The sequence below is a fragment of the Azospirillum sp. TSH58 genome, from assembly GCF_003119115.1.
GTDB lineage: Bacteria > Pseudomonadota > Alphaproteobacteria > Azospirillales > Azospirillaceae > Azospirillum.
Map to the genome: position 1 here is coordinate 62,811 of NZ_CP022363.1, position 25,069 is coordinate 87,879.

Annotated in this window: 19 protein-coding genes; 5 read left to right on the forward strand and 14 right to left on the reverse strand. The window is 69.6% G+C overall.

Going from position 1 to position 25,069, the window contains the following annotated elements:
- Window positions 1-50: 50 nt before the first annotated feature.
- The 10 genes from TSH58p_RS00310 to TSH58p_RS00355 all read right to left on the reverse strand — a co-directional run bounded on the left by TSH58p_RS00310 (window position 51) and on the right by TSH58p_RS00355 (window position 14,354).
- The gene (locus tag TSH58p_RS00310) at window positions 51-1,340 is read right to left on the reverse strand and encodes a hypothetical protein (protein WP_109071364.1); all 1,290 of its coding nucleotides are present in this window, start codon (window positions 1,338-1,340) and stop codon (window positions 51-53) included.
- Window positions 1,340-2,653: a glycosyltransferase family 4 protein gene (locus TSH58p_RS00315; protein ID WP_014241733.1), complete on the reverse strand. Its 1,314-nt coding sequence runs from the start codon at window positions 2,651-2,653 to the stop codon at window positions 1,340-1,342. The genes TSH58p_RS00310 and TSH58p_RS00315 overlap by 1 nt, the downstream gene beginning before the upstream one ends.
- A gap of 31 nt (window positions 2,654-2,684) precedes the next feature.
- On the reverse strand, window positions 2,685-4,847 hold the full coding sequence (locus TSH58p_RS00320) for a hypothetical protein (RefSeq protein WP_109469011.1): 2,163 nt from the start codon (window positions 4,845-4,847) through the stop codon (window positions 2,685-2,687).
- On the reverse strand, window positions 4,844-6,157 hold the full coding sequence (locus TSH58p_RS00325) for a glycosyltransferase family 4 protein (protein ID WP_109469012.1): 1,314 nt from the start codon (window positions 6,155-6,157) through the stop codon (window positions 4,844-4,846). The genes TSH58p_RS00320 and TSH58p_RS00325 overlap by 4 nt, the downstream gene beginning before the upstream one ends.
- The gene (locus tag TSH58p_RS00330; protein WP_109469013.1) at window positions 6,154-6,981 is read right to left on the reverse strand and encodes a class I SAM-dependent methyltransferase; all 828 of its coding nucleotides are present in this window, start codon (window positions 6,979-6,981) and stop codon (window positions 6,154-6,156) included. The genes TSH58p_RS00325 and TSH58p_RS00330 overlap by 4 nt, the downstream gene beginning before the upstream one ends.
- 4 nt (window positions 6,982-6,985) lie before the next feature.
- Complete coding sequence (locus TSH58p_RS00335; RefSeq protein WP_109469014.1) at window positions 6,986-9,337, reverse strand: glycosyltransferase; 2,352 nt, start codon at window positions 9,335-9,337, stop codon at window positions 6,986-6,988.
- A 73-nt stretch (window positions 9,338-9,410) separates the two neighbouring features.
- Complete coding sequence (locus tag TSH58p_RS00340) at window positions 9,411-10,232, reverse strand: calcium-binding protein (protein WP_109469015.1); 822 nt, start codon at window positions 10,230-10,232, stop codon at window positions 9,411-9,413.
- A gap of 722 nt (window positions 10,233-10,954) precedes the next feature.
- Complete coding sequence (locus TSH58p_RS00345) at window positions 10,955-11,170, reverse strand: hypothetical protein (protein WP_109469016.1); 216 nt, start codon at window positions 11,168-11,170, stop codon at window positions 10,955-10,957.
- Window positions 11,171-11,262: 92 nt separating this feature from the next.
- Entirely contained in the window at window positions 11,263-12,636 is a 1,374-nt protein-coding gene (locus TSH58p_RS00350; RefSeq protein WP_109469017.1) for an HlyD family type I secretion periplasmic adaptor subunit, read from the reverse strand.
- Window positions 12,633-14,354, reverse strand: a complete 1,722-nt coding sequence (locus TSH58p_RS00355) for a type I secretion system permease/ATPase (RefSeq protein ID WP_109469018.1) — start codon at window positions 14,352-14,354, stop codon at window positions 12,633-12,635. The genes TSH58p_RS00350 and TSH58p_RS00355 overlap by 4 nt, the downstream gene beginning before the upstream one ends.
- 489 nt (window positions 14,355-14,843) lie before the next feature.
- Here TSH58p_RS00355 and galE point away from each other — a divergent pair, with 489 nt between their 5' ends.
- The 3 genes from galE to TSH58p_RS00375 all read left to right on the forward strand — a co-directional run bounded on the left by galE (window position 14,844) and on the right by TSH58p_RS00375 (window position 17,656).
- Complete coding sequence (galE, locus tag TSH58p_RS00365) at window positions 14,844-15,863, forward strand: UDP-glucose 4-epimerase GalE (RefSeq protein WP_109469020.1); 1,020 nt, start codon at window positions 14,844-14,846, stop codon at window positions 15,861-15,863.
- 14 nt (window positions 15,864-15,877) lie between these two features.
- Window positions 15,878-16,414, forward strand: a complete 537-nt coding sequence (locus tag TSH58p_RS00370; protein WP_109469021.1) for a MarR family winged helix-turn-helix transcriptional regulator — start codon at window positions 15,878-15,880, stop codon at window positions 16,412-16,414.
- 63 nt (window positions 16,415-16,477) lie between these two features.
- Entirely contained in the window at window positions 16,478-17,656 is a 1,179-nt protein-coding gene (locus tag TSH58p_RS00375; protein ID WP_109469022.1) for a DUF2336 domain-containing protein, read from the forward strand.
- A gap of 139 nt (window positions 17,657-17,795) precedes the next feature.
- On the opposite strand, the gene TSH58p_RS00380 is transcribed toward TSH58p_RS00375, so the two are convergent.
- The 3 genes from TSH58p_RS00380 to TSH58p_RS00390 all read right to left on the reverse strand — a co-directional run bounded on the left by TSH58p_RS00380 (window position 17,796) and on the right by TSH58p_RS00390 (window position 20,842).
- Window positions 17,796-18,359, reverse strand: a complete 564-nt coding sequence (locus TSH58p_RS00380) for a TetR/AcrR family transcriptional regulator (RefSeq protein WP_109469023.1) — start codon at window positions 18,357-18,359, stop codon at window positions 17,796-17,798.
- A gap of 124 nt (window positions 18,360-18,483) precedes the next feature.
- Complete coding sequence (locus TSH58p_RS00385; protein ID WP_109469099.1) at window positions 18,484-20,055, reverse strand: malonyl-CoA synthase; 1,572 nt, start codon at window positions 20,053-20,055, stop codon at window positions 18,484-18,486.
- Between the two features lie 91 nt (window positions 20,056-20,146).
- Entirely contained in the window at window positions 20,147-20,842 is a 696-nt protein-coding gene (locus TSH58p_RS00390; protein ID WP_109469024.1) for a GntR family transcriptional regulator, read from the reverse strand.
- 161 nt (window positions 20,843-21,003) lie between these two features.
- On the opposite strand from TSH58p_RS00390, the gene TSH58p_RS00395 reads away from it, so the two are divergent.
- Window positions 21,004-22,143 (forward strand): isobutyryl-CoA dehydrogenase, encoded by a 1,140-nt coding sequence (locus TSH58p_RS00395; RefSeq protein WP_109469025.1) that lies wholly within the window; start codon window positions 21,004-21,006, stop codon window positions 22,141-22,143.
- Window positions 22,144-22,188: 45 nt separating this feature from the next.
- On the forward strand, window positions 22,189-23,079 hold the full coding sequence (gene mmsB, locus TSH58p_RS00400; protein WP_109469026.1) for a 3-hydroxyisobutyrate dehydrogenase: 891 nt from the start codon (window positions 22,189-22,191) through the stop codon (window positions 23,077-23,079).
- Between the two features lie 128 nt (window positions 23,080-23,207).
- On the opposite strand, the gene TSH58p_RS00410 is transcribed toward mmsB, so the two are convergent.
- Entirely contained in the window at window positions 23,208-24,887 is a 1,680-nt protein-coding gene (locus TSH58p_RS00410) for an AMP-binding protein (RefSeq protein WP_247895489.1), read from the reverse strand.
- Between the last annotated feature and the right edge of the window lie 182 nt (window positions 24,888-25,069).

A 25,069-nucleotide genomic window follows, 5' to 3' on the forward strand; every position in this document is an offset into this window, starting at 1 on the left:
GGGTCGGGGTGGTGGAAGGTTGCGGGGTTCGGGTTTTATCTTGATGAATTTTAGCCGCCTTGGGACGGCTCAACCCGGATCATTATTCGGACCAGATCGCGTTCCCTGGTCGGCTTGCACTTCTTCTGGGCAAGCCGGGTCAGGTAGAGCCAGGCGTTTCCATCCGTGTCCTCGAAATTCCGGCTTCTGGCGTCCGGATCGAGAATGGCCGGGTAATAGAAGGTCTCGTCCGCGCCGCAGTCCTTGTCGGTGAGCAGCGGCGCCGCCCAGGCGAGGCGGGGGGCGGACCAGCCGATCAGGTCGGCGGAGGTCGACACCCACACGCCGGACACCGGCTCCGCCCCTTTGCGCTCCGCCCGCCGCCCGGCCATCACCGCGACGTAGAGGCCGCTCGGCGTGTGGCGGACGAGGCTGGTGACGGTGAAGGGCAGGCGGTCGGGCGGCAGCGGCGTGCAGACCGACGCCTCGGGATCGGCCTCGCCCTGGGTGTAGGGATCGCGGAAGCGGACGGTGAAGTCCCGCCCGTCCCACGCCCGCCAGGAGGCCGGGTCGGCGAGGTCGCGGGTGCGCATCAGGCAGACGCCGCGCTTCTGCGCGGCGATGCCTTCGGCGAAGGCCATGGCGTAGTACCAGCCGTCGCGCTCGACGATGTTGCTCGGCGCGAACAGCCCGGCGCGGCGTCCGAGATCGCCGCGGAAGCGGTAGGGCACCCCGGCGACGTAGCGCGCCGGCCCGAAGCTCTGCCCGCCATCGTGCGAGACGGTGAGGGTCAGCGCGTTCCACCAGCAGGCCATGTAGTCGCCGGTGGGGCAGAGGTCGCGGCGCTTGTGGCCGTGATACTCGTTGTGGACCAGCCCGTAGACGGTCGTGCCGTCCAGCGTGTAGGGCGAGGTCAGCCAGCCCATGTCGTCGAACCGCGCCGGATCGTCGCGCTTGGCCGACTGGAAGACGATGCGGCAGGCGTGGTGCAGGTCGTTCATCGACGGGCCGCTCAGGGTGCGCGCGCGGGTGTGCGCGGCGAGCAGCCGGACGCTGCCGTCCGCCGCCTTCCAGGCGCGCGCCGGGGCGTCCGGCACGTCCCAGTCCTCGCAGGCCTGGGTGCGGTGGTCGTAGACGGTTTCCAGTGCCGCACCCGTGGGGACGGTGACGCGGAGGTCCGCGGCGTGCGAGGGGGTGGCGAGGAGGAGGGTGCAGGCGATGAGGGCGTATAGCCCCCACCCTAACCCTCCCCCGCTGCGCAGGGGAGGGAACTCCGCGGCATGCCCCTCAAGCCCTCCCCTGCGCAGCGGGGGAGGGAGGGACCCGCGAAGCGGGAGGGTGGGGGCAAGGGGGGGGCGCATCACGGCTTCTGCGCCACCGCCCGCTCGGGCATCGACACGGCGCCGCCGCCCGCGTTGGCGATCAGCGCGTCGAACACGTCGGCGTGGCGGCGGGCGCATTCCGCGCGGTCGATGGGGCGGCGGATGCGCATGCGCAGCCGGTCCCAGAGGTCCGGCGTGGTCAGCGCCTCGGTCAGGCGGTCCACCAGATCCTCGACGCTGGCGTTGCGGAAATGCAGGCCGTCCACGCCGTGGGTCACCTTCTCGCCCATGCCGCCGATGTTGCTGGAGATGATCGGGCGGCCGTGCAGGAAGGCCTCCTGGATCACCACCGGCGAGTTTTCCCACCAGATGGAGGGCATCACCACCCAGTCCACGTCCTTCATCAGGCCGGGCAGCTCGGCGGAGCGGTAGCTGCCGTAGAAGCGCACGCGGTCGCCGGCGCGCTCCACCGCCTCGTTGAACTTCTTCTGGTAGGCTTCGGGCTGGCGCTCCAGGTTGCCGCCGAAGATCATCAGCGCGCCGTCCTCGCCCCACGCCTTTTCCGAGACGCGGCCGATCGCCTCGACCAGCACATGGGCGCCCTTGAACTCGGTGAGCTGGCCGAAGAAGGCGAAGCGGTTGCGCTTGCCGCCGCGGGCCAGCGGACGGGGCGGGGCGATGCCCTCGACGGTCAGGCCGTTCTCGATCATGCGGAACTTCTCGCGGGGCAGGCCCCAGTCGACGTAGCGGTCGATCAGGAAGTTCGACGGGCTGACGTAGAAGTCCGCCTGCTCCAGGAAGGTCTTCAGGAACAGCTCGCGCTTGAAGAACTGCGCCTCGCCGATGTGCGGGAAGCAGCCGGCGCAGTCGGCCGGGCTGGCGCGGTAGCACAGCGTGTTGCGGCTGGTCTTCACCATCTGGCCGTGGTGGTGGCAGATGGACAGATACTCGTGGAAGGTCACCACGATCGGCACGCGGGGCAGGGCCTGCCGGATCGCCTGGATCGTCTCGATGCCCAGACCCAGGAAATGGTGGAAGTTCACCACGTCCGGCTGGAGGTCGCGGACGTAGCGGACGAAGTCCTTCTCCAGCCCCGGCAGGTTGCGGTTCGACAGCCGGAAATGGTCGTAGTCGTTGGCGTAGTAGAGGACCTCCCGCTCCTTCTGGCGCAGCGCCATCAGGGCGGAGCTGCCGTGCGGGGTGACCGGCGGGGAGGTGCGGGCCAGATAATGGCTCTCCCAGCCCGGCAGGTCGTGAAGCCCCTGGTGCAGATTGTAGGAGGCCACCTCCGCACCGCCCAGCGAGAAGGCGGGATGGCCGTGGCTGATGATCAGGACGCGCTTGTTGCTCATGGTCGGGCCGATCTCGAAAGGGCTGCTGGGTTCAGGCGGCGGCGCGGGCGGACCAGATGTCCTCGAAGCTCCAGCGGTCCACCATGGCGCCGGCGCGCCGCCAGCGGTCGGCGTGCGCGTCGCGCGGCTGCTCGTCCAGCGCCACCAGCGTGACGCGGGGCAGCCAGACGCAGGCCCCGCCGAGCGCGCGCAGGCGCAGGCAGAGATCCAGCCCCTTGTGGTCGGACCCCATGTAGGAGCCCATCGTCGCCAGCGCCCGGACCAGCGCGTCCTTGGGCAGCAGCGCGCATTCCGGGGCGGCGGCGTCCACCGTCGCCGCGTCCTGCTCCTTCAGCCAGTCGCGCGGGTAACCGGCGAAGCGGCGCTCGAAGGTCTTGGTGCCGTCAGTACCTTCCACGGCCATGATGCCGGCGAAGCGGATCGAATGGTCTTCGTAGAGCAGGGTCGGGCTGACCATCACCGGCCCGCCGGACTTGCGCGACACCCGCTCCAGCGCCGACAGCCAGCCCTTCTCGGTCGGCAGGACGGAGGGGGAGAGCGTCAGCACCCGCTCGCCGCGGGCGTGGGGCAGGGCGGCGGCCATCGCCTCGAACGTGTCGGTGGCGTCGGGGGCGGCGACGAAGGTGACGGCCATGCGGTAGAAGGCGGCGGCCTGACGGACGGCACCGCCCAGCCGCTCGTGCGTGCCGGCGGCGGCGACCACCAGCAGCTCGGTCTCGGCGAAGTCCGGATCGATGGCGAGGCGGGCGATGTTGAGGTCCACGTCCTCGCGCCCGTCGGTCACCGGCAGGATCACCGAGAGGCGCGGCGCCTTCACCGGGCGGCCCATCGGGTGCACGCCCGCCGACGGCGCGGTGCCGGAGCGGGCGCGGGCGGTGCGCAGCATCGGGCCGACATGGCGGGCGATCAGTGTGTCGATGGACGGGCTGTCCAGATTGACCAGCGACAGCATGCGGCGCAGCGCCTCCGGCGCCGGGGGCAGGCAGCTCAGCGGCAGGAAGGCGAAGCGGTCGTCGGCCAGTTCCAGCTCCAGATGGAACTCGGCGCCCTGGGGCAGGCCCGACGGCTCGGCCGCGAAGGCGGTGAAGCCGTGCTGGTCCTGGCCGGGGATCAGGCGCCCGGCGAACAGGCCGTCATGCTGGAAGGCCTCCGTCACGTCGCGGCGGGCCAGCCGCGACCAGCCCTCGTCCAGCCGGACGGCGACGCCCGGTCCCTTCAGCGTGACGGCGCGGACCTGTCGCGTCGGGTCGAGCAGCCAGCCGGCGACGAACAGCCCGGCCCCCGGCACGCGCAGCGCCATGTCCAGCCCGGTGCGCACCGGGATGTCGAGCCGCGACACCGTTTCCGCCCCGTCGTAGCGCGACGCGGCGATGCGCGTCATCCGCTGGCGCGTCTCGGCGTCCTGGATGTTGCCCAGCATGTCGCGCACATGGGCGGAAGCGACGCCGTCGGGCAGGATGGTGCGGTGCTCGAAGATCTCCAGATGGCGCCAGCCCTCGGCGGCGCGGTAGTGGATGCGGCGGATGGCGGTGGGGAGCGGGGTCTCGTCCGTCAGCACCGCCATCACCCCCGACGCTTCCGGCGGCAGGTCCGGACGGGCGAAGGACCCGGCGGTGGCGCGGTAGGCGGCGGTCTCCTCCGCCTCGATCAGGATCTTCTGGGCGCCGTTGCGGAAGCTGCGCGCCCAGCCCTGGAGCATCAGGCTGCCGTCGCGGAAGCGCCCGAACACCTCGGCGAAGCCGTCCGGCTGCGACACCTCCTGGGCGAGGCCCGAGAGCAGGCGCCCGATGCGGTCGGATTCGCCTTCCGATGAGGCGGCGAGCTGGATCGCGAAATCCAGCGCCAGGGCCAGAGCGCCCGGCTGGAAGCCCTTCAGCGCCGAGACGAGGTGCGACGGGTTGGTGCGGACGTTGGACAGGCGCGGCAGGACGAGGCGTTCCCCTTTCTCGTCCGCCAGTTCGACGCGCGACGGGCGCATCTGGGCCAGCCCCGGCACGCGGATGCCGCCGAGGAACCAGCGCTCGCCCTCGGCGTCGGCCCAGGAGCGTCCGGCGTAGCGGCCCTCCACCGACCCGTCGAGATGCACGGCGCCCTGCGCGGGCAGCGCCCGGTCGATGGCGCCGAACAGGACGAGCGTGTCGTCGTCAAGAAGAATGGCCGCCGTGATGTCGGCCTTGGTGATCGGTTCCTTCATCCCGCGATGCTCCCCGCAATCGAGCCCTGCCCATGTGTTTGCCCGTGCGATCCCCCCGGACCGTTCATTATGTCGTCATAGAGAATGACGTGTTTTTCGGCGGACTCCTCGGTCGTCGGGACCGCCGGCATGTTGGAGACGAGCCGGTCCCACAGGCCCGGCTCGGTCATCGCGCGCGTCATCACGCGCGCCAGATCCGCGGCGTCCCCCGCCCGGAAATGCAGGCCGTCCACCCCGTCGGTCACCGATTCCGCCATGCCGCCGATGCCGCTGCAGATGACCGGGCGGCGGTGCTGGAAGGCTTCGCGGATGACCAGCGGGGCGTTCTCCCACCAGATCGACGGCATCACCACCCAATCGGCGGCGGCCATCAGCTCGGGCATCTCCTCGCGCCGGTAGGGGCCGTGGCGGACGGCGGTGCCGCGGGCGCCCTTGAAGCCCTGCTCGACCTTGTCCTTGAAGGCGTCGGTCTGGAACGGCGCGCCGCCATGGACGGCCAGCGTCAGGTCCTGCCCCTGCTTCTCCAGCCGGGCGGCGGCGTCCAGCGCGACGGTGATCCCCTTGAAGGGGTTCAGGTTGCCGAAATAGGCGAAGGCGTTGCGCGGCGCGCCCGCGGGCAGCGGCCGGTGCGGCGCCGGGCGGACCGCCGGGCGCCCGTTCTCCATGACGGAGATGCTGTCCGGGTCGATGCCCCAGGCGATGTAGCGGTCGCGCAGGAAGGCGCTGGGCGCCAGGAAATGGTCGACCAGCCCAAACATCGCCTTGATGTGCTTGTCGCGCAGCACGAACTGGTCGGCGGGCCGGTCGGGGAAGCAGCGGTGGCAGGCGTCGGGCGAGGCCATGCGGCACAGTGCGTGGCTCCCCGTCGTCACCATCTGTCCATCGTTGGCGCAGATCGGGTAGTAGTCGTGCAGCGTGTAGACGATGCGCGCCCGCGGGCAGACGCGGCGGATCAGGAACAGCATCTCCACGCCCAGCAGCAGCGTGTGGTGGATGTGCACGATGTCCGGCTGGAAGGCGCGCAGCAGGTTCGACAGGTCGGGCACGATGCCGTGCAGGTCGATCTGGCTCTGGAAGAAGTGATCGAAATGCCCGGCCCACAGCACCACCTCGTCGGCGCTGCGGCCCAGCGTCTGGAGGTTGGTGCCGGGCTTGCGGTCGCGGTGGACGCCGTTGGTGCAGGCGAGGAACAGGGCCTCCGCCCCCTTGGCCTTCAGGCTGCCGAACAGCTCGTGCGCGAAGATCTCCGTGCCGCCGGGGTGCAGGCTGGGGTGGTTGTGGGCGACGACGAGGACGCGGGGGAGGCTCATCGCGCGCCCTCCTTTTCCAGAACCAGGAGATCCTGGAAGTTCTCGGCGTTGCGCTGCCCGCTCCAGTGGCCGCGCAGGACCGGGCGCGCCGGGCGCAGCCCCTGCTCCGCGAAGGTGTCCAGCAGGAAGGATTCGCTGTAGGCGACGGCGGCGTTCGGGTTCGCCTCGTCGGCGATGAACTCCGGCCCGGCGGCCTCGATGAAGGCCGGCCGGGCGGTCTTCTTGGCGATGCCGTCCCGCGCACGGGCGTCGACCAGGAACAGGCTGAGGAAGCAGCGCCCGCCCGGCGTCAGCACGCGGGCGATCTCCGCCGCGTAGCGCACCGTCTCCGCCGTCCGCAGATGGGTGATGACCGAGGTCAGGATCACGAAGTCGTGCCCGCCGTCCGGGAAGGGCAGGCGGGTCTGCGCCGCGTCCTCCGCCCCGCCGGGGTTGTAGAGCGCGTTCGCCACGTCGAGCGTCCGGAAGCGGAACTCCGGATAGGCCGGGGTGATCGTCTCGGCGCACCAGCGGATGCCGTCCTCGACGATGTCCACGCCGTCGTAGCTGGAGTCGAGATACTGGGTCAGCGGCACGGCCATGCGCCCGATGCCGCAGCCGATCTCCAGCACGCGGTGCTTCGGCTTCAGCCCGCCGACGCGCACGAAGTGGCGCAGGAACTCCGCCCCGATGGCCCGGAAGTCGCCGTCTCCGATGAACACGCGGTCCGGCGGCGGCACAGGCAGGAAGCGGTTGCGGGCGATCTGCGCGCACAGCCACTCCAGCCGCGGGTCGGTGTTGCGGCGCAGGACGGCGAGGCGGCGCCCGGTGAGGATCTCGTTCATCAGGTCAGCTCCGGTTCCGGTTCGCGCGCCCGAACAGGCGGGACTTGCCCGGAACGGCAACGGGAAGGGCGGTGTCCGTGGGGGCGCCCGCCGACAGGGGGCGCATCAGGCTGTCCTCCAGCGCGGGCGGCGGTGGCGGCTCGTTCCAGTCGCGGGCGGCCAGCTCCTCCATCATCGCGGCCCAGCGGCGGGCGTGGAGCCAGCCGTTGTATTCGGACGCGACGCCGCGGGTGTAGCCCTGGTGCCGGCTGATCGAGCGGCGCTCCAGATGGTACAGCTCGACCGACGGAACGTAGCGGATGTCCAGCCCCGCCTTGCGGATGCGCAGGCAGAGGTCGGAGTCCTCGTAGTCGCCGATGACGTAGTCCTCGCAGAAGCCGCCCACGGCGTCGAAGGTCTCGCGGGTCATCATCAGGCAGGCGCCGGTCACGCCGGGCACGCTGCGCTCCCGCCGGGCGGGCAGGAAGTCGCGCGGCAGGCCCTTGAAGAAGTGATGGTTGTACCAGCGCCCGCGGACGTCGCGGTCGAAGTAGAGTCCGGCGTGCTGCAGGCTGTCGTCGTCGAACAGCAGCTTCGGCCCGACCGCTCCGGTCCCCGGCGCACGCTCCAGCGCGGCGAGCAGGACGGGCAGCCAGCCCGGCTGGTCGGGGATCACGTCGGAGTTCAGGAACAGCAGCGTCCGCCCGCTGGAGGCCGCGACGCCGGCGTTGTTGGCCGCCGAGTAGCCGTAATTGGCCGGCTGCACCAGCACCCGCATCGGCAGGCCGTAGAGCGCGTGGAAGCCGTGCAGCATGTGCACCAGCTCGTCGCGCTGCTCCGGGCTGTCGAGCACGAAGACCAGCTCCACGCCGGCCATGCCGGGATCGGTGGCGAAGCTGGAGAGCTGGAAGCGCAGGAACTCCAGCGCCTTGTAGAGCGGGATGATGACGGAGACGGCGGGCGTCTCCGGACCGCGCCCGAAACCGACGGTTTCCGGCTCGCCGCGGCTGGCCATGTGGGCGGCGTGGAGCGGGGCGACGGCCGGGGCGATCACGGTTTCCAAAACCAGCGGCGTCGCGTGCTGCGGCGGCAGGCTGCCGAGCACCGCGGCGCGGGCGTCGGCGGGCGACAGCGGGCGCAGCGGCGGCACCAGACGGATCGACCCGCCGGAGCCGAGGCGAAGCTCCGCATGGACCTGAAGCGCCGCGGCGGGCTCGGGCGCGCCGGGCAGATAGGCGACGAAACCGCTGCGGTCGGTGGACGGGGCGGTGCCGAACAGCTTCGCCACGTCGTCGCGCGGGAAGCGGTGCTCCAGCATCTCCAGCCGCCGCTCGCCGCCGAAGGGCGTGTGCACGGTGAGGCCGCCGGACAGGCCGTGCGGGTCGTGCACCCAGCCGGCCAGGAACAGCCCGCCGTCGCCGGTCGGCACGGCGAGATCGAGGGCGGCGCCGATGGAACGCTTGGCGTCGGCCACCTGCCGCTTGGGCAGCGGGGCGAGCACCTGGAGCTCGCGCACCGCCGCCGCCGCCGTGGCGTCCGACCGCCCGCGCTGGGCGAGCGCGTTCAGAATGTACTGGCGCAGCTCCAGCGGCGTGTCGCGGCGGGTGGACAGGCGTTCGGTCAGGCTCGGCAGGTTGGGTGCCACGGCCGAGAAGGCGCGGCAGGCCAGCCCGTTGCGGCCCAGCACCACCAGCAGGTTGCCCGGCGCGCACAGCGCCTTGTCCACCAGCAGCGACATGGCCGCGCGCCCGCGCCGGTCCAGCGCGGACCCGATGCAGACATCGAAGGGGGAGGGGCCGACGGCGCCCGGCGTGATGATCACCGCCCCCGTCACCTCGCCGAAACCCGACGACAGCGATCCGCCGCAGAGCAGAAGATCGCCGGTCGCCAGGGCGCGGGCGACGAGCGGGGAGGGGGTGGGCGACAGTTCCAGCACCATGCGGCGGCAGACCGTCGCGAAACCGGCGTCGCTGCGCAGCGCCGGGGTGGAGCGCGCGAAATCGAACAGGAAACGGACCACGCGCAGCCGCGACGGCGCGTCGAGACTGCCGAGCAGGAAGGCGGGATCGGGATCGGGGACCTGCGGTTCGGCCAGGACCTCCGCGACGACGCGGCCCTGGGCCACGAAACGGACGGGCGCACCGGAGATCCGGGGCGCCCGCAGGATCGACAGCACCCGCTGCCCACCCCAGCTCGTCCGCACGGACAAGGTGGTGTAGGGGGGCCGGACCTCCTCACCGTCGAGGGTCGGAACGACCCGGCCGGAGGGCTCCGGTCCGTCGCTCTCCCACGAGGCGAGCACGAAGTCGTCGCCGAGCGCATGGAGCTGGGCGGACGCGATGGAGGCGGAGGCCGGCAGGACGGCGAGTACGGTCATGCGTTCCTTAGCCGGACCCATCGGCGGCGTGGATTCAGCACGCCGCCGGTCCGGTCCCTGGGTGGGTTACGGCTTAGTGAATGACGAAGAAGTCGTTCGGATTGTTGTGAACTTCGTCGGCCGAAACGCCCTTCAGCATGATGCTGTCGCCGTTGCCGAGATCGATGACGGCGTTGCCGCCCATGTCGGTGACGCGGGCCGCCAGATCGGAGGCGTCGTTGATCTCGAGACCGTTGATGTTGCGCTCGATCTGGAGGATGTCCTCGCCGGCGCGGAAGTCGAGAACCACGTCCTGGCCACCGCCGCCGGAGAAGACGAAGATGTCGTTGCCGCCGCCGCCGACGAGGATGTCGTTGCCCGCCCCGCCGTCCAGGATGTCGTTGCCGTCACCGCCGGACAGGAAGTCGTCGCCCTCGCCGCCCTTAAGGATGTCGTCGCCGGTGCCGCCCATCAGGATGTCGTTGCCGGCGCCACCGTCCAGGTAATCGTTGTGGCCGCCGCCCATCAGGACGTCGTCGCCGTTGCCGCCCCGCAGAATGTCGGCGCCGTCGCCGCCGTTCAGGACGTCGTCGCCGTTGCCGCCGTCGAGGATGTCGTTGCCGCGGCCGCCGATCAGCACGTCGTCGCCGTTGCCGCCGGACAGGTAATCGTCGCCGTCCCCGCCATCCAGCGTGTCGTTGCCGTTGCCGCCGTCCAGAACGTCGGCCCCGCTGCCGCCGCTCAGCAGGTCGTCGCCGTTCCCGCCGAACAGGGCGTCGCGCCCGTCGCCGCCCAGGATCGTGTCGGCGCCGTTGCCACCCATCAGGATGTCGTCACCGTTGCCGCCGTCGATGAAGTCGTTGCCGTTGGTGCCGGTGATGATGTCGTCATAGTTGCCGCCAGGAAGGGTGGCCATGAATCATACTCCTTAACGATTGGATTCGGTGGGGTGGGGGATTTCCTACCCCGAAATGGCGAGGTACCCCTTAGCCTTTACCCAAATACCGTTCGGGGAGGCTGTGACAAACATAAGGTCAAACCCAGGCAAATCTTGAGTTCAAAGAGTCAAAACACAATAATCATCAACGTTCATTACGTCATTCCTGTCACCTTGGCTTCAAATCCCTTCGAAAATCTAAACATCTAATTTTGGACACGGCGCCGAATTGGCGGTTTTACGGCTCCGCTGTAAGACAAAGACTCATGATTAGACGAAGATGCAAAATTGTTCGCCCATAATACTTTCAAAGATATCGGGAAGGCGTTTTTGTCGAAATTCGACGAAATGCCTTGAAATGGCCCGCAAGTCCTATGCATTAGGCTTAGGATTATGCCGTTGTTCATTGCCCTTCGGGGGTGTCCGGCAATGCTGCGGCGCATTAAAAACCCCGGCTTTTTAAAAAGCCGAGGGAGAAGGACGGGAATTTTAAAAGCCGGAATTTGAAAGCGGTGGCTGTGCGGTGGGAGCCGTCCGGAGGCGCGCGGCGTCCGGAGCGCCGTCTTCCGGACGTTCCGGGCAGGCATTGGCCGATGTCCAGGCCGCTCCGGCGGCCCGCCGATGTCGGGCCGAACGCCGCCGGACGGCTGTCGGGAACACCCCGGAAGGGGCAAAATTTTTTGTCTTGCGTCTGATCCGGATCAGGCCTTGCCGGCCTCCGCGGCGTCCAACGCGACCCGCGCCAACTGCATCAGCTTGTCGTCCACCGCCGCCCGGTCATAGCCGGGGCTGTCGGCCAGCGAATCGCGCAGGCGCATGGCGATGAACTCGCCGGTGTGGTGCTTGTCGTAGAGATGGACGTCGCCGATGGCCTCGGCGACGCGCTTCAGGGTGTTCCGGTCCCACTGTGTGGTCATGCTCGCGCGCTCCCATTCTTGCCTGCTGGCCTTTTCTTGCCTGCTGGGCAACGGGGGAGCGCGCGAAATGATCCGGTGCGGCGGCGCCGCGGTCAGTTCTCGCGGAAGGCGCGGTTCATGCCGTCGGTCAGCGGCGTCAGGAAATACTCGATGGCCTTGCGGGTGTGCCCGTGGATCATCACCTCGGTCGGCATGCCGGGATGCAGGTCCACGTTCGGCAGCGCCTTCAGCGCCGCGGCGTCGAGGCTGATCCGGGCCAGGAAATAGGCCTGCCCGGTGCGCTCGTCCTCCAGCTGGTCGGCGGAAAGGGTCAGCACCTTCCCCTGCACCGGCGGAACCAGCCGCTGGCGGTAGCCGACCAGCCGCACCATGGAGCTGCCGCCGACGTCGATGTTCTGCACGTCGGCGGGGGAGACGCGGGCCTCGACGATCAGTCCGTCGTCCTGCGGAACGATGTCGAGGATGCCCTGGCCCGCCGGGATGACGCCCCCTGGCGTGTAGAAGCGCAGGTTGGTGACCCGGCCCGCCTGGGGAGCGACGAGTTCCTGGCGCTTCAGCACGTCGCCGGCGCTGCGCAGCCGTTCCGACAGGTCGGAAACGGTGGCCTGGATGGTCTGAAGCTCGTTTCCGACCTCCGACCGGCGGGTGTTGCCGAGGTTGATGATCTCCAGCTCCGCCGCGGCGATGCCCTGCTCGGCCTTCGACTTGTCGGCCTGGATCTCGCCCAGCCGACCCCTGGTGTCGGCGACGTTGCGCTGCAGCTCCAGCATGCGCGGCTTGCGCTCGTAGCCCTTGGCGAGCAGCGTCTCGACGATCCGCAGCTCGTCCTGGGTGTAGCGCAGCCGGTCGTTGGCGGCGACGCGCTGCGACTCCAGCGCCACCAGCTCGTCGCGGAGCTGGCCGATGCGCTTGCGCTGGATGGAGATCTGCCCCTGATAGGCGTCGCGCCGCGATTCGAACAGGCGCTGTTCGGCGGCCAGCGCCTCGGCGGCGACGGAGCTGGTCTTGGCGGCGGCGACCAGCTCGTCGGCGTAGACCGGGGCCTTCGCGTCGGTCTGTTCGGCGCGCAGCCGGGCCAGCCGGGCCAGCGAGGTCCAGTACTGCCCGTGAAGCTGGGCGACCACCGCGCCGCTCTGCGTGGTGTCGAGGCGCAGCAGGACCTGCCCGGCCGTCACCATGTCGCCGTCCTTGACCAGCAGCTCGCTGAGGATGCCGCCCTCCAGGTGGGAAACGGTCTTGCGATGGCTTTCCACCATGATGGTGCCGGGCGCGATGGCCGCGCTGTCCAGGCTGGCGGTGAAGGCCCAGCCGAAGAAACCGCCGAAGCCGATGGCGACGGCCAGCGCCCCCGCCAGCGCCGTGCCGCGCAACGTCGGTTCGTGCGGCGTCACGTCGATGACCGGCGCCCAGGCGGCGGTGAGCGGGGATGGCGGGGTCGGGGATTGGGTGATCGTCGTGTCGGTCATGCGGACTCTCCCGTCCGGACCAGCCGGGCCACCTTCACGGCGCCGCCGGGCTGGACCATCTTCAGCACGTCGGTGCGTTCGCCGAAATGCTCGACCATGCCGTCCTTGAGGACGAGCAGCTTGTCGGCGACGGACACGATGGAGGGGCGGTGGGCGACCATCACGATGGTGGCGCCGTCGCGGCGCGCGTGGTTGATCGCGTTCAGAAGCGCCTGCTCGCCCTCATGGTCGAGGTTGGAGTTCGGCTCGTCCAGAACGATCAGGCGGGGCTTGCCGAACAGCGCGCGGGCCAGCGCGATGCGCTGCCGCTGGCCGCCGGACAGGGCGAAGGCGTTCTCGCCGACCGGCGTGTCGTAGCCGAAGGGCAGGCGCCCGATCATGTCGTGGACGCCGGCCAGCCGGGCGGCGCGCACGATCTCCGCCGGGTCGGCCTGGGCCATGCGGGAGATGTTCTCGCCGATGGTGCCGTCGAGCAGCGCCACCGACTGCGGGACGTAGCCGACATACCGGCCGAAGCTCTCGCGCTCCCACAGGAAGGTGCTGGTGCCGTCCAGATAGATGCCCCCGGCGGTGGGCTCCCAAATGCCGACGAGCAGGCGGGAGAGCGTCGATTTGCCGGCCCCCGACGGGCCGATGATGCCCAACACCTCCCCCGGCTCCAGCGCGAAGGAGACGCCGCGCAGCACCGGGCGCTGCAGGCCCTTCGGCACATGGCTGACGCGGTCCACGGTCAGGCGCCCGTCGGGACGGGGCAGCGGCATGGTGCTGCGCCGCGTGCCATCGCCGTTCAGAAGCTCGCGGATGCGCTTGTGGGCCGTCTGGGCGACGATCCACTGCCGCCAGTTCTCCACCAGATGCTCAAAGGGCTGGAGCAGGCGGGCCATGATGATGCCGGTGGCGATCATGCTGCCCGGCGACGCCTCGTTCCGGATGACCAGCGCGGCGCCCGCGGAAATCGTGGCGATCTGCAGGATCAGCCGCAGCGAGCGGGAGGCCGAGGCCATGCCGCGCGACAGCACGACGCCCCGGTCGATCAGCGAGGCGGAGCCGATCTGCGCCATCTGCCAGCGCCGGGCCAGCGGCGGCAGCATGCCCATGGCCTCGATGGCCTCGGCGTGGCGGACGGTGCTGGCGACGTCGGCGAAGACCTTGGCCGACGCCTCGTTCGCCTCGGCGATGGGGCGGCGGGTCAGCGCGTCGGTCAGCGCGTTCATGGTCAGCAGCAGCAGCGCCGACCCCACCGCGATCCAGCCGTAGATCGGGTGCAGGATGAACAGGATGACCAGGAAGATCGGCGTCCACAGCAGGTCCAGCGGCACCACCACGGCGTTGCTGGTCATGAAGTTGCGCAGGTCGTTCAGGTCGCGCATCGTCTGGCCGGCGTTGCGCGTCCCGCCGCCCAGCGCGTCCACGATGGCCGCCTGCAACGCCGGCACGTTGAAGCGGTGCGCGATCACCGCCCCGCAGACCAGGAAGGCGCGCGCCCGGATGAAGTCCAGCACGCCGTACAGCACCAGCCCGCCCACGGAGATCACCGCGAGCATGGTCAACGTCTCCAGGCTGCGGCTGCTCATCACGCGGTCGTAGACCTGCATCGTGTAGAGCGGCACCACCAGCATCAGGATGTTGACGAAGAAGGTGAGGGCGCCGGCCAGCAGCAGGCCGCGTCCGATCTTCCGGTAGGCTTGGGTCAGCAGGGTCCGATCCATACCGCTCATGCCGATTCCTTTTCTTGCGTCCCGCGTTCCGGAGTCCCGCGTTCTCTGGTTCCGGGGCGGGCCATGAAGCCGGTCATGCAAAGGGTTTCATGGTTAATGAAATGTTGAGATGCGGCCGCGTCGCATGAACTCCTTTTGAGACGAAGTCCGGACAAAGGCCGCCCATTGCGGGGAGCCTGCCGCGCGCCATTTCCGCTTACGTCCGACGCTGCGCTGCGGCGTGTGACAAGTTTGAGCCCATACCCCGTCCGGCGCTCATCGAAAGAGGTATTTGCAGCGCTGTAAAATGTTGTTCCAAAACATTTTTCCGATGACGCGCCGAGCATTTCCCGGCGGTCATGTCTCTTTTTCGTCAACTGGCCTTCCGTCTGAATTGGCGGCATGGTGCATCGCGGAACTCTTGCACTTGCCACCGGGGGATGTACGATCCTTTGATGCCGGCGGGTGCCTGGACTGACGAATATTTCTCAAATCCAAGGAATATTTACGATGAACACGCCCCAGACCGTACTCGTGACCGGCGGTGCCGGCTATGTCGGCAGTCACTGCGTGGCCGAACTGCTCGACCGCGGCTTCCGGGTCGTCGTGCTCGACAACCTGCGCCAGGGCCACCGCGCCGCCGTGCCGTCCGACGCCGCCTTCGTGGAGGCCGATCTCGCCGACACGGACGCGCTGACCCGCGTCTTCGCCGAATGGCGATTCGACGCGGTGTTCCATTTCGCCGCCCTGTCGCTGGTCGGTGAATCGATGCGCGACCCGCATCTCTATCTGCACGGCAACACCGTCAACTCGCTGAACCTGATCCGCGCGGCGACGACGGCGGGCGTGCGCAAGATGGTCTTCTCCTCCACCGCCAACCTGTTCGGCACGCCGGAGCGCCTGCCGATCGATGAGGAGACCACCATCGACCCCGGCAGCCCCTACGGCGAATCCAAATTCTTCATCGAGCGCGCGCTGCACTGGGCGGACCGCTGCCACGGCCTGCGCTCCGCCTGCCTGCGCTACTTCAACGCCGCCGGCGCGCACCCGAACGGAAATCTCGGCGAGGACCACGCCCCGGAAACCCACCTGATCCCGCTGGTGCTCGACGCGGCCAGCGGCCGGCGCTCGCACATCGAGATCTTCGGCGACGACTACCCGACGGCCGACGGCACCTGCGTGCGCGACTACATCCATGTCTGCGACCTCGCCGACGCGCATCTGCGGGTGCTGCCGGCGCTGGAGACGCGCAGCGTCCGCTTCAACCTGGGCAACGGCAAGGGCTACAGCGTCCGCGAGGTGATCGAGGCGACGGAGCGGGTCACCGGCCTGACGGTCCCGGTGAAGGTCGGGCCGCGCCGCGCCGGCGATCCGGCGGTGCTGATCGCCTCGTCGGAGCGCATCCGGGGCGAGCTGGGCTGGACCCCGCGCTTCCCCGATCTGGACAGCATCATCGGCAGCGCGTGGGAATGGCGCCGCCGCCATCCGGGCGGCTACCGCGGCCCGGCCGTGGCGCAGGCCGCCGAGTGACGGAGAAACGAGGGATGAGCACGCAGCGCCGGGCGGGCGCCGAAGCCAAGCCGGCCGAAGCCAAGCCGGATGCCATCGATGCGGCGGAACTGGCCGAGTATCACGGGCTCGCCCGGCTGATCGAGCGGATGCACCGCCGGTTCCTCGACGTCGTGCGGGCCGGCCTGCTGCGGCAGGGGATCGACGACATCGGCCCGGTCCAGGCGCTGATGGTCATGCTGATCGGCGACGACGAGCCGTCGGTCCGCGACCTGATGGAGCGCGGCTATTACCTGGGGTCCAACGCCTCCTACAGCCTGAAGATCCTGGTGGAAGCCGGCTACATCGACCGTGGCGCCAGCCAGCGCGACCGCCGCACGGCCCGCCTGCGCCTGACCGACAAGGGACGGACGCTGCGCGACGAGCTGTTCAAGCTGGAGCAGGTGCAGGCCGGCGCGCTGGTCCGCAACGAGGCGGAGGCGGCCGATCTCAAGGCCGCCTACCGCACCCTGCGCCGGCTCGACCGCATCTGGGGCGACATGGTCCGTTACGCCGGGCAGGGGCTTGATTGAGGGACTCGATTGAGGAACTCGACTGAACCGCCTTACGCATCTTCCATCCGCAGGCATCCGCACATGACCGACTCATCCCTCTCCATCCGCGACGTCGAGCGCCTGCTCGAATCCTCATCGGCGGAGGCCCGCATCGACACGATGCAGAAGCTGGCCGGCGATCTGGAGAAAGGCGGGCTGACCGACGCCGAACGGTCGCTGGCGCTGGAGGTCATGCACTGCTTCGCCGCTGACGCCCAGGTGGCGGTGCGCGAGGCCGTGGCCTGGCAGATCCGCAACAACGCCATGCTGACCGCGGAACTGGCCGAGCGGCTGGTGAAGGACGTGGCCCGCGTGGCCTTTCCGATCCTGCGCGACGCCGGGAGCCTCAGCGACGAGCTGCTGCTCGACGTGCTGGCCGACCCCGACGCCGGCAAGCACATGGCCGTCGCCAACCGCCACACCGTGTCGGCGCGGGTGGCCGGGGCGGTCGTCGAGACCGGCAACGTCGCGGTGGTGACCGCGCTGCTGCGCAACCCCGGCGCGGAGCTGGCGGAACCGGCGCTGCACCGGGCCTTGGACCGGTTCGGCCGGGTGCGCATGGTCAGCGAGGCGGCGGCGACCCGTCCCGGCCTGCCGCTGGCCGTGGTGGAGCGGCTGGTCGCCTTCGTCTCCGACGCGGTGCGCGCCACGCTGGCCCACAGCCATGGCCTGTCCAAGGATCTGGTGGACCGGCTGGCCAACCGCGGGCGCGAGTCGGCGACGCTGCGGCTGCTGCGTCCGGCGCTCCGCGGCACGGAGGATGTGGAGGCGGTGGCCCGCTGGCTGCACGCCAACGGGCGCTTCACCGCGGCGCTGCTGTTCCGCGTGCTGTGCGCGGGCGACGTGGCGCTGTTCGCGGCGGGGCTGGGGGCGAAGGCCGGCATTCCGGCGGAGAACGCCCGCAAGCTGGCCTGGGACGACGGGGCGCTGGGGCTGCGGGCGGTGCTGAAAAAGGCGTCGGTCGCGCCGGTCCTGGTGCCGCCCTTCCAGGTGGCGATCGCCACGGCCAAGCGCATGGGCTACGAGGGCAGCGACAACCGCCGCAACGATTTCCAGGCGGAGGTCATGGCCGATCTGTTCGCCGCCCTGACCCCGACGAACGAGTGGGCGGTGGATGAGCTGCTGCTGCAACTGTTCGACGGCGCGTCGGACGAGGTGATCGACCGTGCGCTGGATCAGGCGGGCCTGCCCTTCGCGCCGGTGCGCGGGACGGGGACGTAATTTGCGGATGGGGCGACGCTTGCCCCCTCCCTAACCCTCCCCCGCTGGGCGGTGGAGGGAACTAATCTCCCTCTCCTGCGATAGCGGGGGAGGGAAGGGGCCCGCGGCGAAGCCGTGGGAAGGGTGGGGGCAACGCACACTACACTTCCTCCGGCACCAGCACCTTCCCGCAAATATCCCGCGCCTTCTCAAAGCGGTCCGGCGCCGCGGAGCGCGCCAGCAGCCCTTCCCCGAAGATGAACGAGTAGAACAGGTACGCCCGCGCGAAGGCGTCGTCGGGGTCCAGCCCCAGGCCGGCGAACAGGTCCGACACGCAGCGCAGGCGCTCGCGGTCGACCTCGGCCACGATCTCGGACGCGCGGGGATCGCGGCGCGCCCAGTCGCGCATCGCCAGTTCGATGGCGATGCCGCGCGGGTTGCTGCTGCCGCCGTACAGCGACAGCACGTAGCGCAGCCCCTCGGCGGGCGTGCGGCCGTCCAGCCGGGTCTGCGCCTTGATCGCCTCGATGCGGCCGGTCTTCCAGCCCTCCAGCATCGCCTCCACCAGCTCCATCCGGTCGCGGAAGTGCCAGTAGAAGCTGCCCTTGGTCACCTTCAGCCGCTTGGCCAGAAGCTCGACCCGCACCTGCTCGACGCCGCCTTCCGCCAGGGCGGAAAAGGCGGCGGACAACCAGGATTCACGGTTCAGCGTCTTCGCTTCCATCGGTAACACTCCGGAGACCATACGGCAGCGTATCGAGTCGCCGTTGGCCTGTCCACAATCCGCCGGGTGGAAAAAGCGCTGAACCTTATACGGATTTGACCGGAGAGGGGAAGACGGGCGCGCCTCAGCGCGCCTTTGCCGCGGTGAACAGGTCCTTGTGGGCGTCGCGCAGCAGGTTCTTCTGCACCTTGCCCATCGCGTTGCGCGGCAGCTCGTCCATGAAGAAGACGCGCTTGGGCACCTTGAAGTTGGCGAGCTGCTCCTTGCAGACGGCGATCACCGCCGCCTCGTCCGGAATGGTGGCGCCTGGTTTGCGCAGCACGACGGCGGTCACCGCCTCGCCGAAGTCGGGGTGCGGTACGCCGACCACCGCCGATTCGACCACGCCGTCGATGCCGTCGATGACCGTCTCGACCTCCTTCGGATAGACGTTGAAGCCGCCGGAGATGATGAGGTCCTTGGCCCGCCCGACGATGTGCACATAGCCGCGCCCGTCCACCTTGCCGACGTCGCCGGTGATGAAGAAGCCGTCCGGCTTGATTTCCTGCTTCGTCTTCTCGGGCATCCGCCAGTAGCCGGAGAAGACGTTCGGCCCGGCCACCTCGATGATGCCGATCTCGTCGGTGCCGAGGCTGGCGCCGGTCTCCGGGTCGACGACGCGCACGGAGACCTCCGGCAGCGGGAAGCCGACGGTGCCGGGGATGCGGTCGCCGTCCAGCGGGTTGGAGGTCAGCATGCCGGTCTCCGTCATGCCGTAGCGCTCCAGGATCGCGTGGCCGGTGCGGGCGGAGAACTCCTTGTGCGTGTCGGCCAGCAGCGGCGCCGAGCCGGAGACGAACAGCCGCATGTGCGCCGTCGCCTCCCGCGTCAGGCCGGGATGGGCGAGCAGGCGGGTGTAGAAGGTCGGCACGCCCATCATCACCGTGGCGCGCGGCAGCAGCCCCATCACCTGATCGGCGTCGAACTTCGGCAGGAACAGCATGGCGGAGCCGTTCAGCAGCACGCAGTTGGTCGCCACGAACAGGCCGTGCGTGTGGAAGATCGGCAGGGCGTGCAGCAGCACGTCGTCCGGCTGGAAGCCCCAGTATTTGTGCAGCGTCAGCGCGTTGGAACCGAGGTTGCGGTGGCTCATCATCGCGCCCTTCGACCGCCCGGTGGTGCCGGACGTGTAGAGGATCGCGGCGAGGTCGTCGGCGTCGGCCGGGACGGTCGCGAAGTCCGTGCCCTTGGCGGCGGCCATCTCCGGCAGAGTGCCCTCGCCGTGGGTGCCGAGGGTGAGCAGGTGGGCGACCTTGGCCTTGTCGGCGACCTCGCGCAGCGCGTCCGCGGATTCGGGGCGGGCGACGAAGACGTGGGGCTCGGCATCGGTCAGGAAATACTCGACCTCCGCCTTTGTATAGGCCGGGTTCAGCGGCAGGAAGACGCCGCCCGCCCGCACGGTGGCGAGGTAGAGGATGATGTTCTCGACCGACTTCTCCACCTGCACGGCGACCCGGTCGCCCTTCTTCAGGCCGAGGTCGGCGAGCAGGTTGGCGTAGCGCCCGGTCAGGGCTTCGAGGTCGCCGTAGGTGACGGTGCGGGCGTTGGCGGTGCCGGGCTCGGTCTCGGCGAAGGGGCGGCTGCGGTCCGCCGGAAAGCGGGAACGGAACAGCTCGAACAGATTGCCACCCACCAGATTGCCACCCACGTCGGACATCGTCTTTCCCTCCATGCACCCGGTGATCCGGTGTCCAGGGTTTAGCACAGGCGCATGCCGTGGACCACATCTTTGTATACGGAATGGCCGTCTATTGTATTTCGCTTCCGCCCATGATGGACACGAACTCGGTGAAGATGTCGATCTGGATGGTCACGTGGCGCCGCATGGCGGCGTAGGCGGCCTCAGGATCGCCGGCCAGGATCGCCTCGACCACGTCGTCATGCTCCGTGAAGCTGTCCTTGACGCGGTAGGGGTGGTTGAGCTGGTAGCGGCGGTAGGGGGCCAGCCGGGCGAACAGGCCGCGCGCGATCTCCTGCAGCGGCTCGTTGTGGCTGCCCGCCTGGACGGCCTCGTGGAAGGAGCGGTTGACCGCGTAATAGGCGTCCAGCTCCCGCGCCTCCATATGTGCCTTCGAGGTGTCGTGCAGGCGCTTCAGGGCCTGCTTCTCCTCCTCCGACATGCGGCGGGCGGCGAAGCGGGCGCACAACCCCTCGATTTCCGACATCACCTCGAACATCTGCACCATGCGGTGCAGCTTCAGCGGGGCGACCACCGCCCCCTGGCGCGGCTGCTTCTCCACCAGCCCGGCATGGACGAGCTGGAGGATCGCCTCGCGGATCGGGGTGCGGGAGATGTTGAAGCGCTGGGCGAGGCTTTCCTCGTCCAGCCGCGTTCCGGGGCGCAGGCGGCCCAGGAAGATGTCCTCCTCGATGGCGAGCCGCACCTCGTCGGCGCGGGTGGCGCCCTTGTCTGCGGCCTTGCTGGCGGCAATCCGGTCGCTCATCCCGAGCGTGTCCCCTTCGTCGTCCGCGGCCTTCCGCCGCTCCCGTCTCTGTATACAAGAGATGGACAGCGCGTATCCAGCATGATAGTCCTTCACCCCAACAATGAGAACCGGAGATCCGTCTTGGACTCCGGGCCACTGCGGTTCTGGGGAGGATGCGCATGGATTTTGCGCTTTCGGAGGAGCAGCAGGCGTTCCGCGACACGGCGCGCGATTTCGCGCAGCAGGAAATGGCGCCGAACGCCGCGCACTGGGATGAGAACAGCGTCTTTCCCGTCGACACCCTGCGGCAGGCCGCGGCGCTCGGCTTCGCCGGGATCTATGTGGGGGAGGAGTTCGGCGGCTCCGGACTCGGGCGGCTGGACGCGGCGCTGATCTTCGAGGAATTGTCGGCGGCCTGCCCGTCCACGGCGGCCTACATCTCCATCCACAACATGGCCTCCTGGATGATCGACCGCTTCGGCAATCCGGAGCAGCGTGAGCGCTTCCTGCCCAAGCTGACGACCATGGAGCATTTCGCCAGCTACTGCCTGACCGAGCCGGGGGCGGGGTCCGACGCGGCCTCGCTGCGCACGCGGGCGGAGCGGGACGGCGACCACTATGTGCTGAACGGGTCGAAGGCCTTCATCTCCGGCGGCGGCACGTCGGACGTCTATGTCTGCATGGTCCGCACCGGCGAGCCCGGCCCCAAGGGCATCTCCTGCATTGTGGTGGAGAAGGGTACGCCCGGCCTGTCCTTCGGCAAGCAGGAGCACAAGCTGGGTTGGAAAAGCCAGCCGACCTCGGCGGTCATTTTCGAGAACTGCCGGGTCCCCGTCGCCAACCGCATCGGCGAGGAGGGGGAGGGCTTCCGCATCGCCATGAAGGGGCTGGACGGCGGGCGTCTGAACATCGCCGCCTGCTCGGTCGGCGGGGCGCGCTTCTGCCTGGAGCAGGCCATCGCCTACACCACGGAGCGCAAGCAGTTTGGCAAGCCGCTGAACGCCTTCCAGGCCCTGCAATTCAAGCTGGCCGACATGGCGACGGAACTGGACGCCGCCCGGCTGATGCTGCACCGCGCCGCCGCCAGCCTCGACGCCGGCTCGCCGGAGGCGACCGCCCATTGCGCCATGGCCAAGCGCTTCGCCACCGACGCGGGATTCGAGGTGGTGAACGAGGCGCTGCAGCTTCACGGCGGCTATGGCTACATCAAGGAGTACCCGATCGAGCGGATTTTCCGCGACCTGCGGGTTCACCAGATTCTCGAAGGCACCAACGAAATCATGCGCGTCATCATCGCCCGCCACCTGACCGGCGGCTGACGGCAGCACAACAAACAGCGTCACAATAAGACGAGGGGAAACGCTATGGCGACGATCGCCTTTATCGGGCTGGGCAACATGGGTGCGCCGATGATGCGCAACCTGCTGAAGGCCGGCCACACCGTCCTGGCCTTCGACCTGTCGGAAGCCGCCTGCACCGCCGCGCGCGACGCCGGCGCCACCATCGCCGCCGGCCCCGGCGCGGCGGCGGGGGAGGCCGAAGTCGTGGTGACCATGCTGCCCGCCGGCAAGCATGTGCGCGAGGTCTACACGGCGCCGGACGGCATCATCGCCAACGCGAAGCCGGGCAGCCTGTTCATCGACAGCTCCACCGTGGACGTGGACAGCGCCCGCGCCGTCGCTGCGGCGGCGGAGGCGGCGGGCCACGCCATGGTGGACGCGCCGGTGTCCGGCGGCGTCGGCGGGGCGGATGCGGCGACGCTGACCTTCATGGTCGGCGGCAGCGACACCGCCTTCCGCCGCGCCGAGCCGATCCTGTCGGCGATGGGCAAGGCCATCGTGCACACCGGCGGGCCGGGCAACGGCCAAGCGGCGAAGATCTGCAACAACATGATCCTCGGCATCTCGATGCTCGGCGTGTCGGAGGCCTTCGCGCTCGCCGAGAAGCTGGGTCTGGAGTCGCAGAAGCTGTTCGACGTGGCGTCGAAGTCGTCGGGCCAGTGCTGGTCGCTGACCAGCTATTGCCCGGTGCCGGGCCCGGTCCCGACCTCGCCGGCCAACCGCGACTACCAGCCGGGCTTCGCCGCGGCGCTGATGCTGAAGGACCTGAAGCTGGCGGTGGAGGCCGGGCAGAGCACCGGCAGCCCGCTGCCGCTGGGCGGCGAGGCGGCGCAGATGTACGCGCTGTTCTGCAACGCCGGTTTCGGGGGGAAGGACTTCTCCGGCATCGTCAATCTGCTGCGCGGGAAGGACTGAGGGGGCGACGTCTGCCCCCCACCCCGGCCCTCCCCCGCTGGGCGGGGGAGGGAGATTCTCGCGAAGCGGTGGCAGTCCCCTCCCCCGCCCAGCGGGGGAGGGTTAGGGTGGGGGCGAAGCAACCGCCCTCAATCCGCCTGCTGCATGACGATGGCGTCGGATGCCCGGCCGCGGAAATGGATGTTGCCGTCGCCATCCAGGAACGCCCAATCGCCGGTCAGGTAATAGCGGCGGCCATGGCGGAAGCGGGCGGCGGTGCGCCCCGGATCGTTGGCGTAGGCGTCGAACCAGAAGAGCGGCGAGGACTCCACGTCGATGGCGATCTCGCCCGCGCCGCCGACCGGCGCCTCGCGGCCCTGCGGGTCGAGGATCACCACCCGGAAGCCCGGCATGGGCCGACCCAGCGAGGAATCGGCGGTGCGGTCGGCGTGGCCGGGGTCGTAGCGGTTCATCATGAAGATGCCGGTCTCGCGCTGCCCGTACTGGTCGAGCAGGGGGACGCTGACCACCCGGTTGGCCCAGCCGATCAGCTCCGGCGGCAGCGGTTCGCCGACCACCGACAGGATGCGCAGCGCCAGCTTGTGCGGGCCGCCCTCCGGGTCGGCGCTGTGCCAGGCGCGGATCTGCGAGGGCGCGCAGGTCAGGTTGGTGACGCCGAACTTCGTCAGCATCCGGTAGCCCTGCCGCACGTCGTAGGGGCCGTCGCAGAAGATCGTGGTGCGCCCCAGAAGCAGCGGCCCGACCAGCCCGTAATAGGCGCCGTAGGCCCAGCCGGGGTCGGCCATGTTCCAATAGATGTCGTCGTCGCGCAGGTCGAGGCCGATGCGCATGTACTGCTCGATCCCCGCCAGCGCCATGACGGGCAGGGAGACACCGAGCGGCTTCGGCTCCGCCTCGGAGGTGTAGATCAGCGCGAAGGCGTCGCGGTCGGCGTAGCGGGCGATGTCGCCCAGGGGAGCGGACTCATGAAGCGCCGACCAGAAGGGCACCGCGTCGGCGCCGGGACCGAAGGCCTCGTCGCCCTCCACCATCACCACGGGGCGGCTGTTGTCGCGCGGAATCTTGCGGCGCAGGAAGCCGGTGGTGACGATCGCCCGCGCCTCGCTGTCGGCCAGCCGGTAAGCGACCGCCGCCGCGGAATAGGTGGTGAAGAGCGGCATGTAGACGCCGCCGAGCCGCCAGATCGCCAGCGCGGCGATCAGCAGCTCCGCCCCCTTGGGCAGCAGCACCGCCACCCGGTCGCCGCGCCCGACGCCGAGGCCGCGCAGCACCGCGGCGAAGCGCGCCGAATCGCGGGCCAGCCGGGCGAAGCTCAGCTCCGTCGTCTGCCCGGCCACACTCTCGTGCAGCAGGGCGGCGCGGGCGCCGTCGGCGCGGGCGTGGCGGTCGCACAGCAGGTCGGCCAGCGGGATCGCCTCGCCCTGGTAGTCCGGGCGCAGGAAGGCGGTGGGCTGCACGGTGGCGGGGCCGGGCGCCGCCGCGCCTTCGCTGTCGCCGTCGCCTTCCGGGCGGTGGCGGGCGGCGGCGATGCGGCCCAGCGAATCCAGTTCCGGCCCCAGATGGTAGCGGCGGCTGCGCGGGTCCTGGTCGATGAAGCGCTCCCGCGCCAGCGCGGTCAGCAGCCGGTGCGCGGTCGCCTTTGACAGGGCGGTGTCGCTCATCAGATCGGCCAGACGCGCGCCGTCGGCCCCGTGGGAGGCGACGGCGCGCAGCAGGGCCAGCGCGCGCTCCAGGCTTTGCGTGCCGCCGGACGCTCCGGCGGGGGCGGTTTCGGTGTCGGAATCGGGCCGGGTCATGATGGGGTCCATATTATGGACCTTCGGGCCGGATGTCGTCCCAAAAAACATGCATACACGGAATGTCCGTGTTGAAAACGGTGCGCATCACAGGCTATAGTTCAGACGTTGCACAAAGGACGGTCCACAATATGGACCAGTTCGCTAGGCCAACGATCCGGCGAACGATAAAAAAGGCAGTTCCACAGCAACGG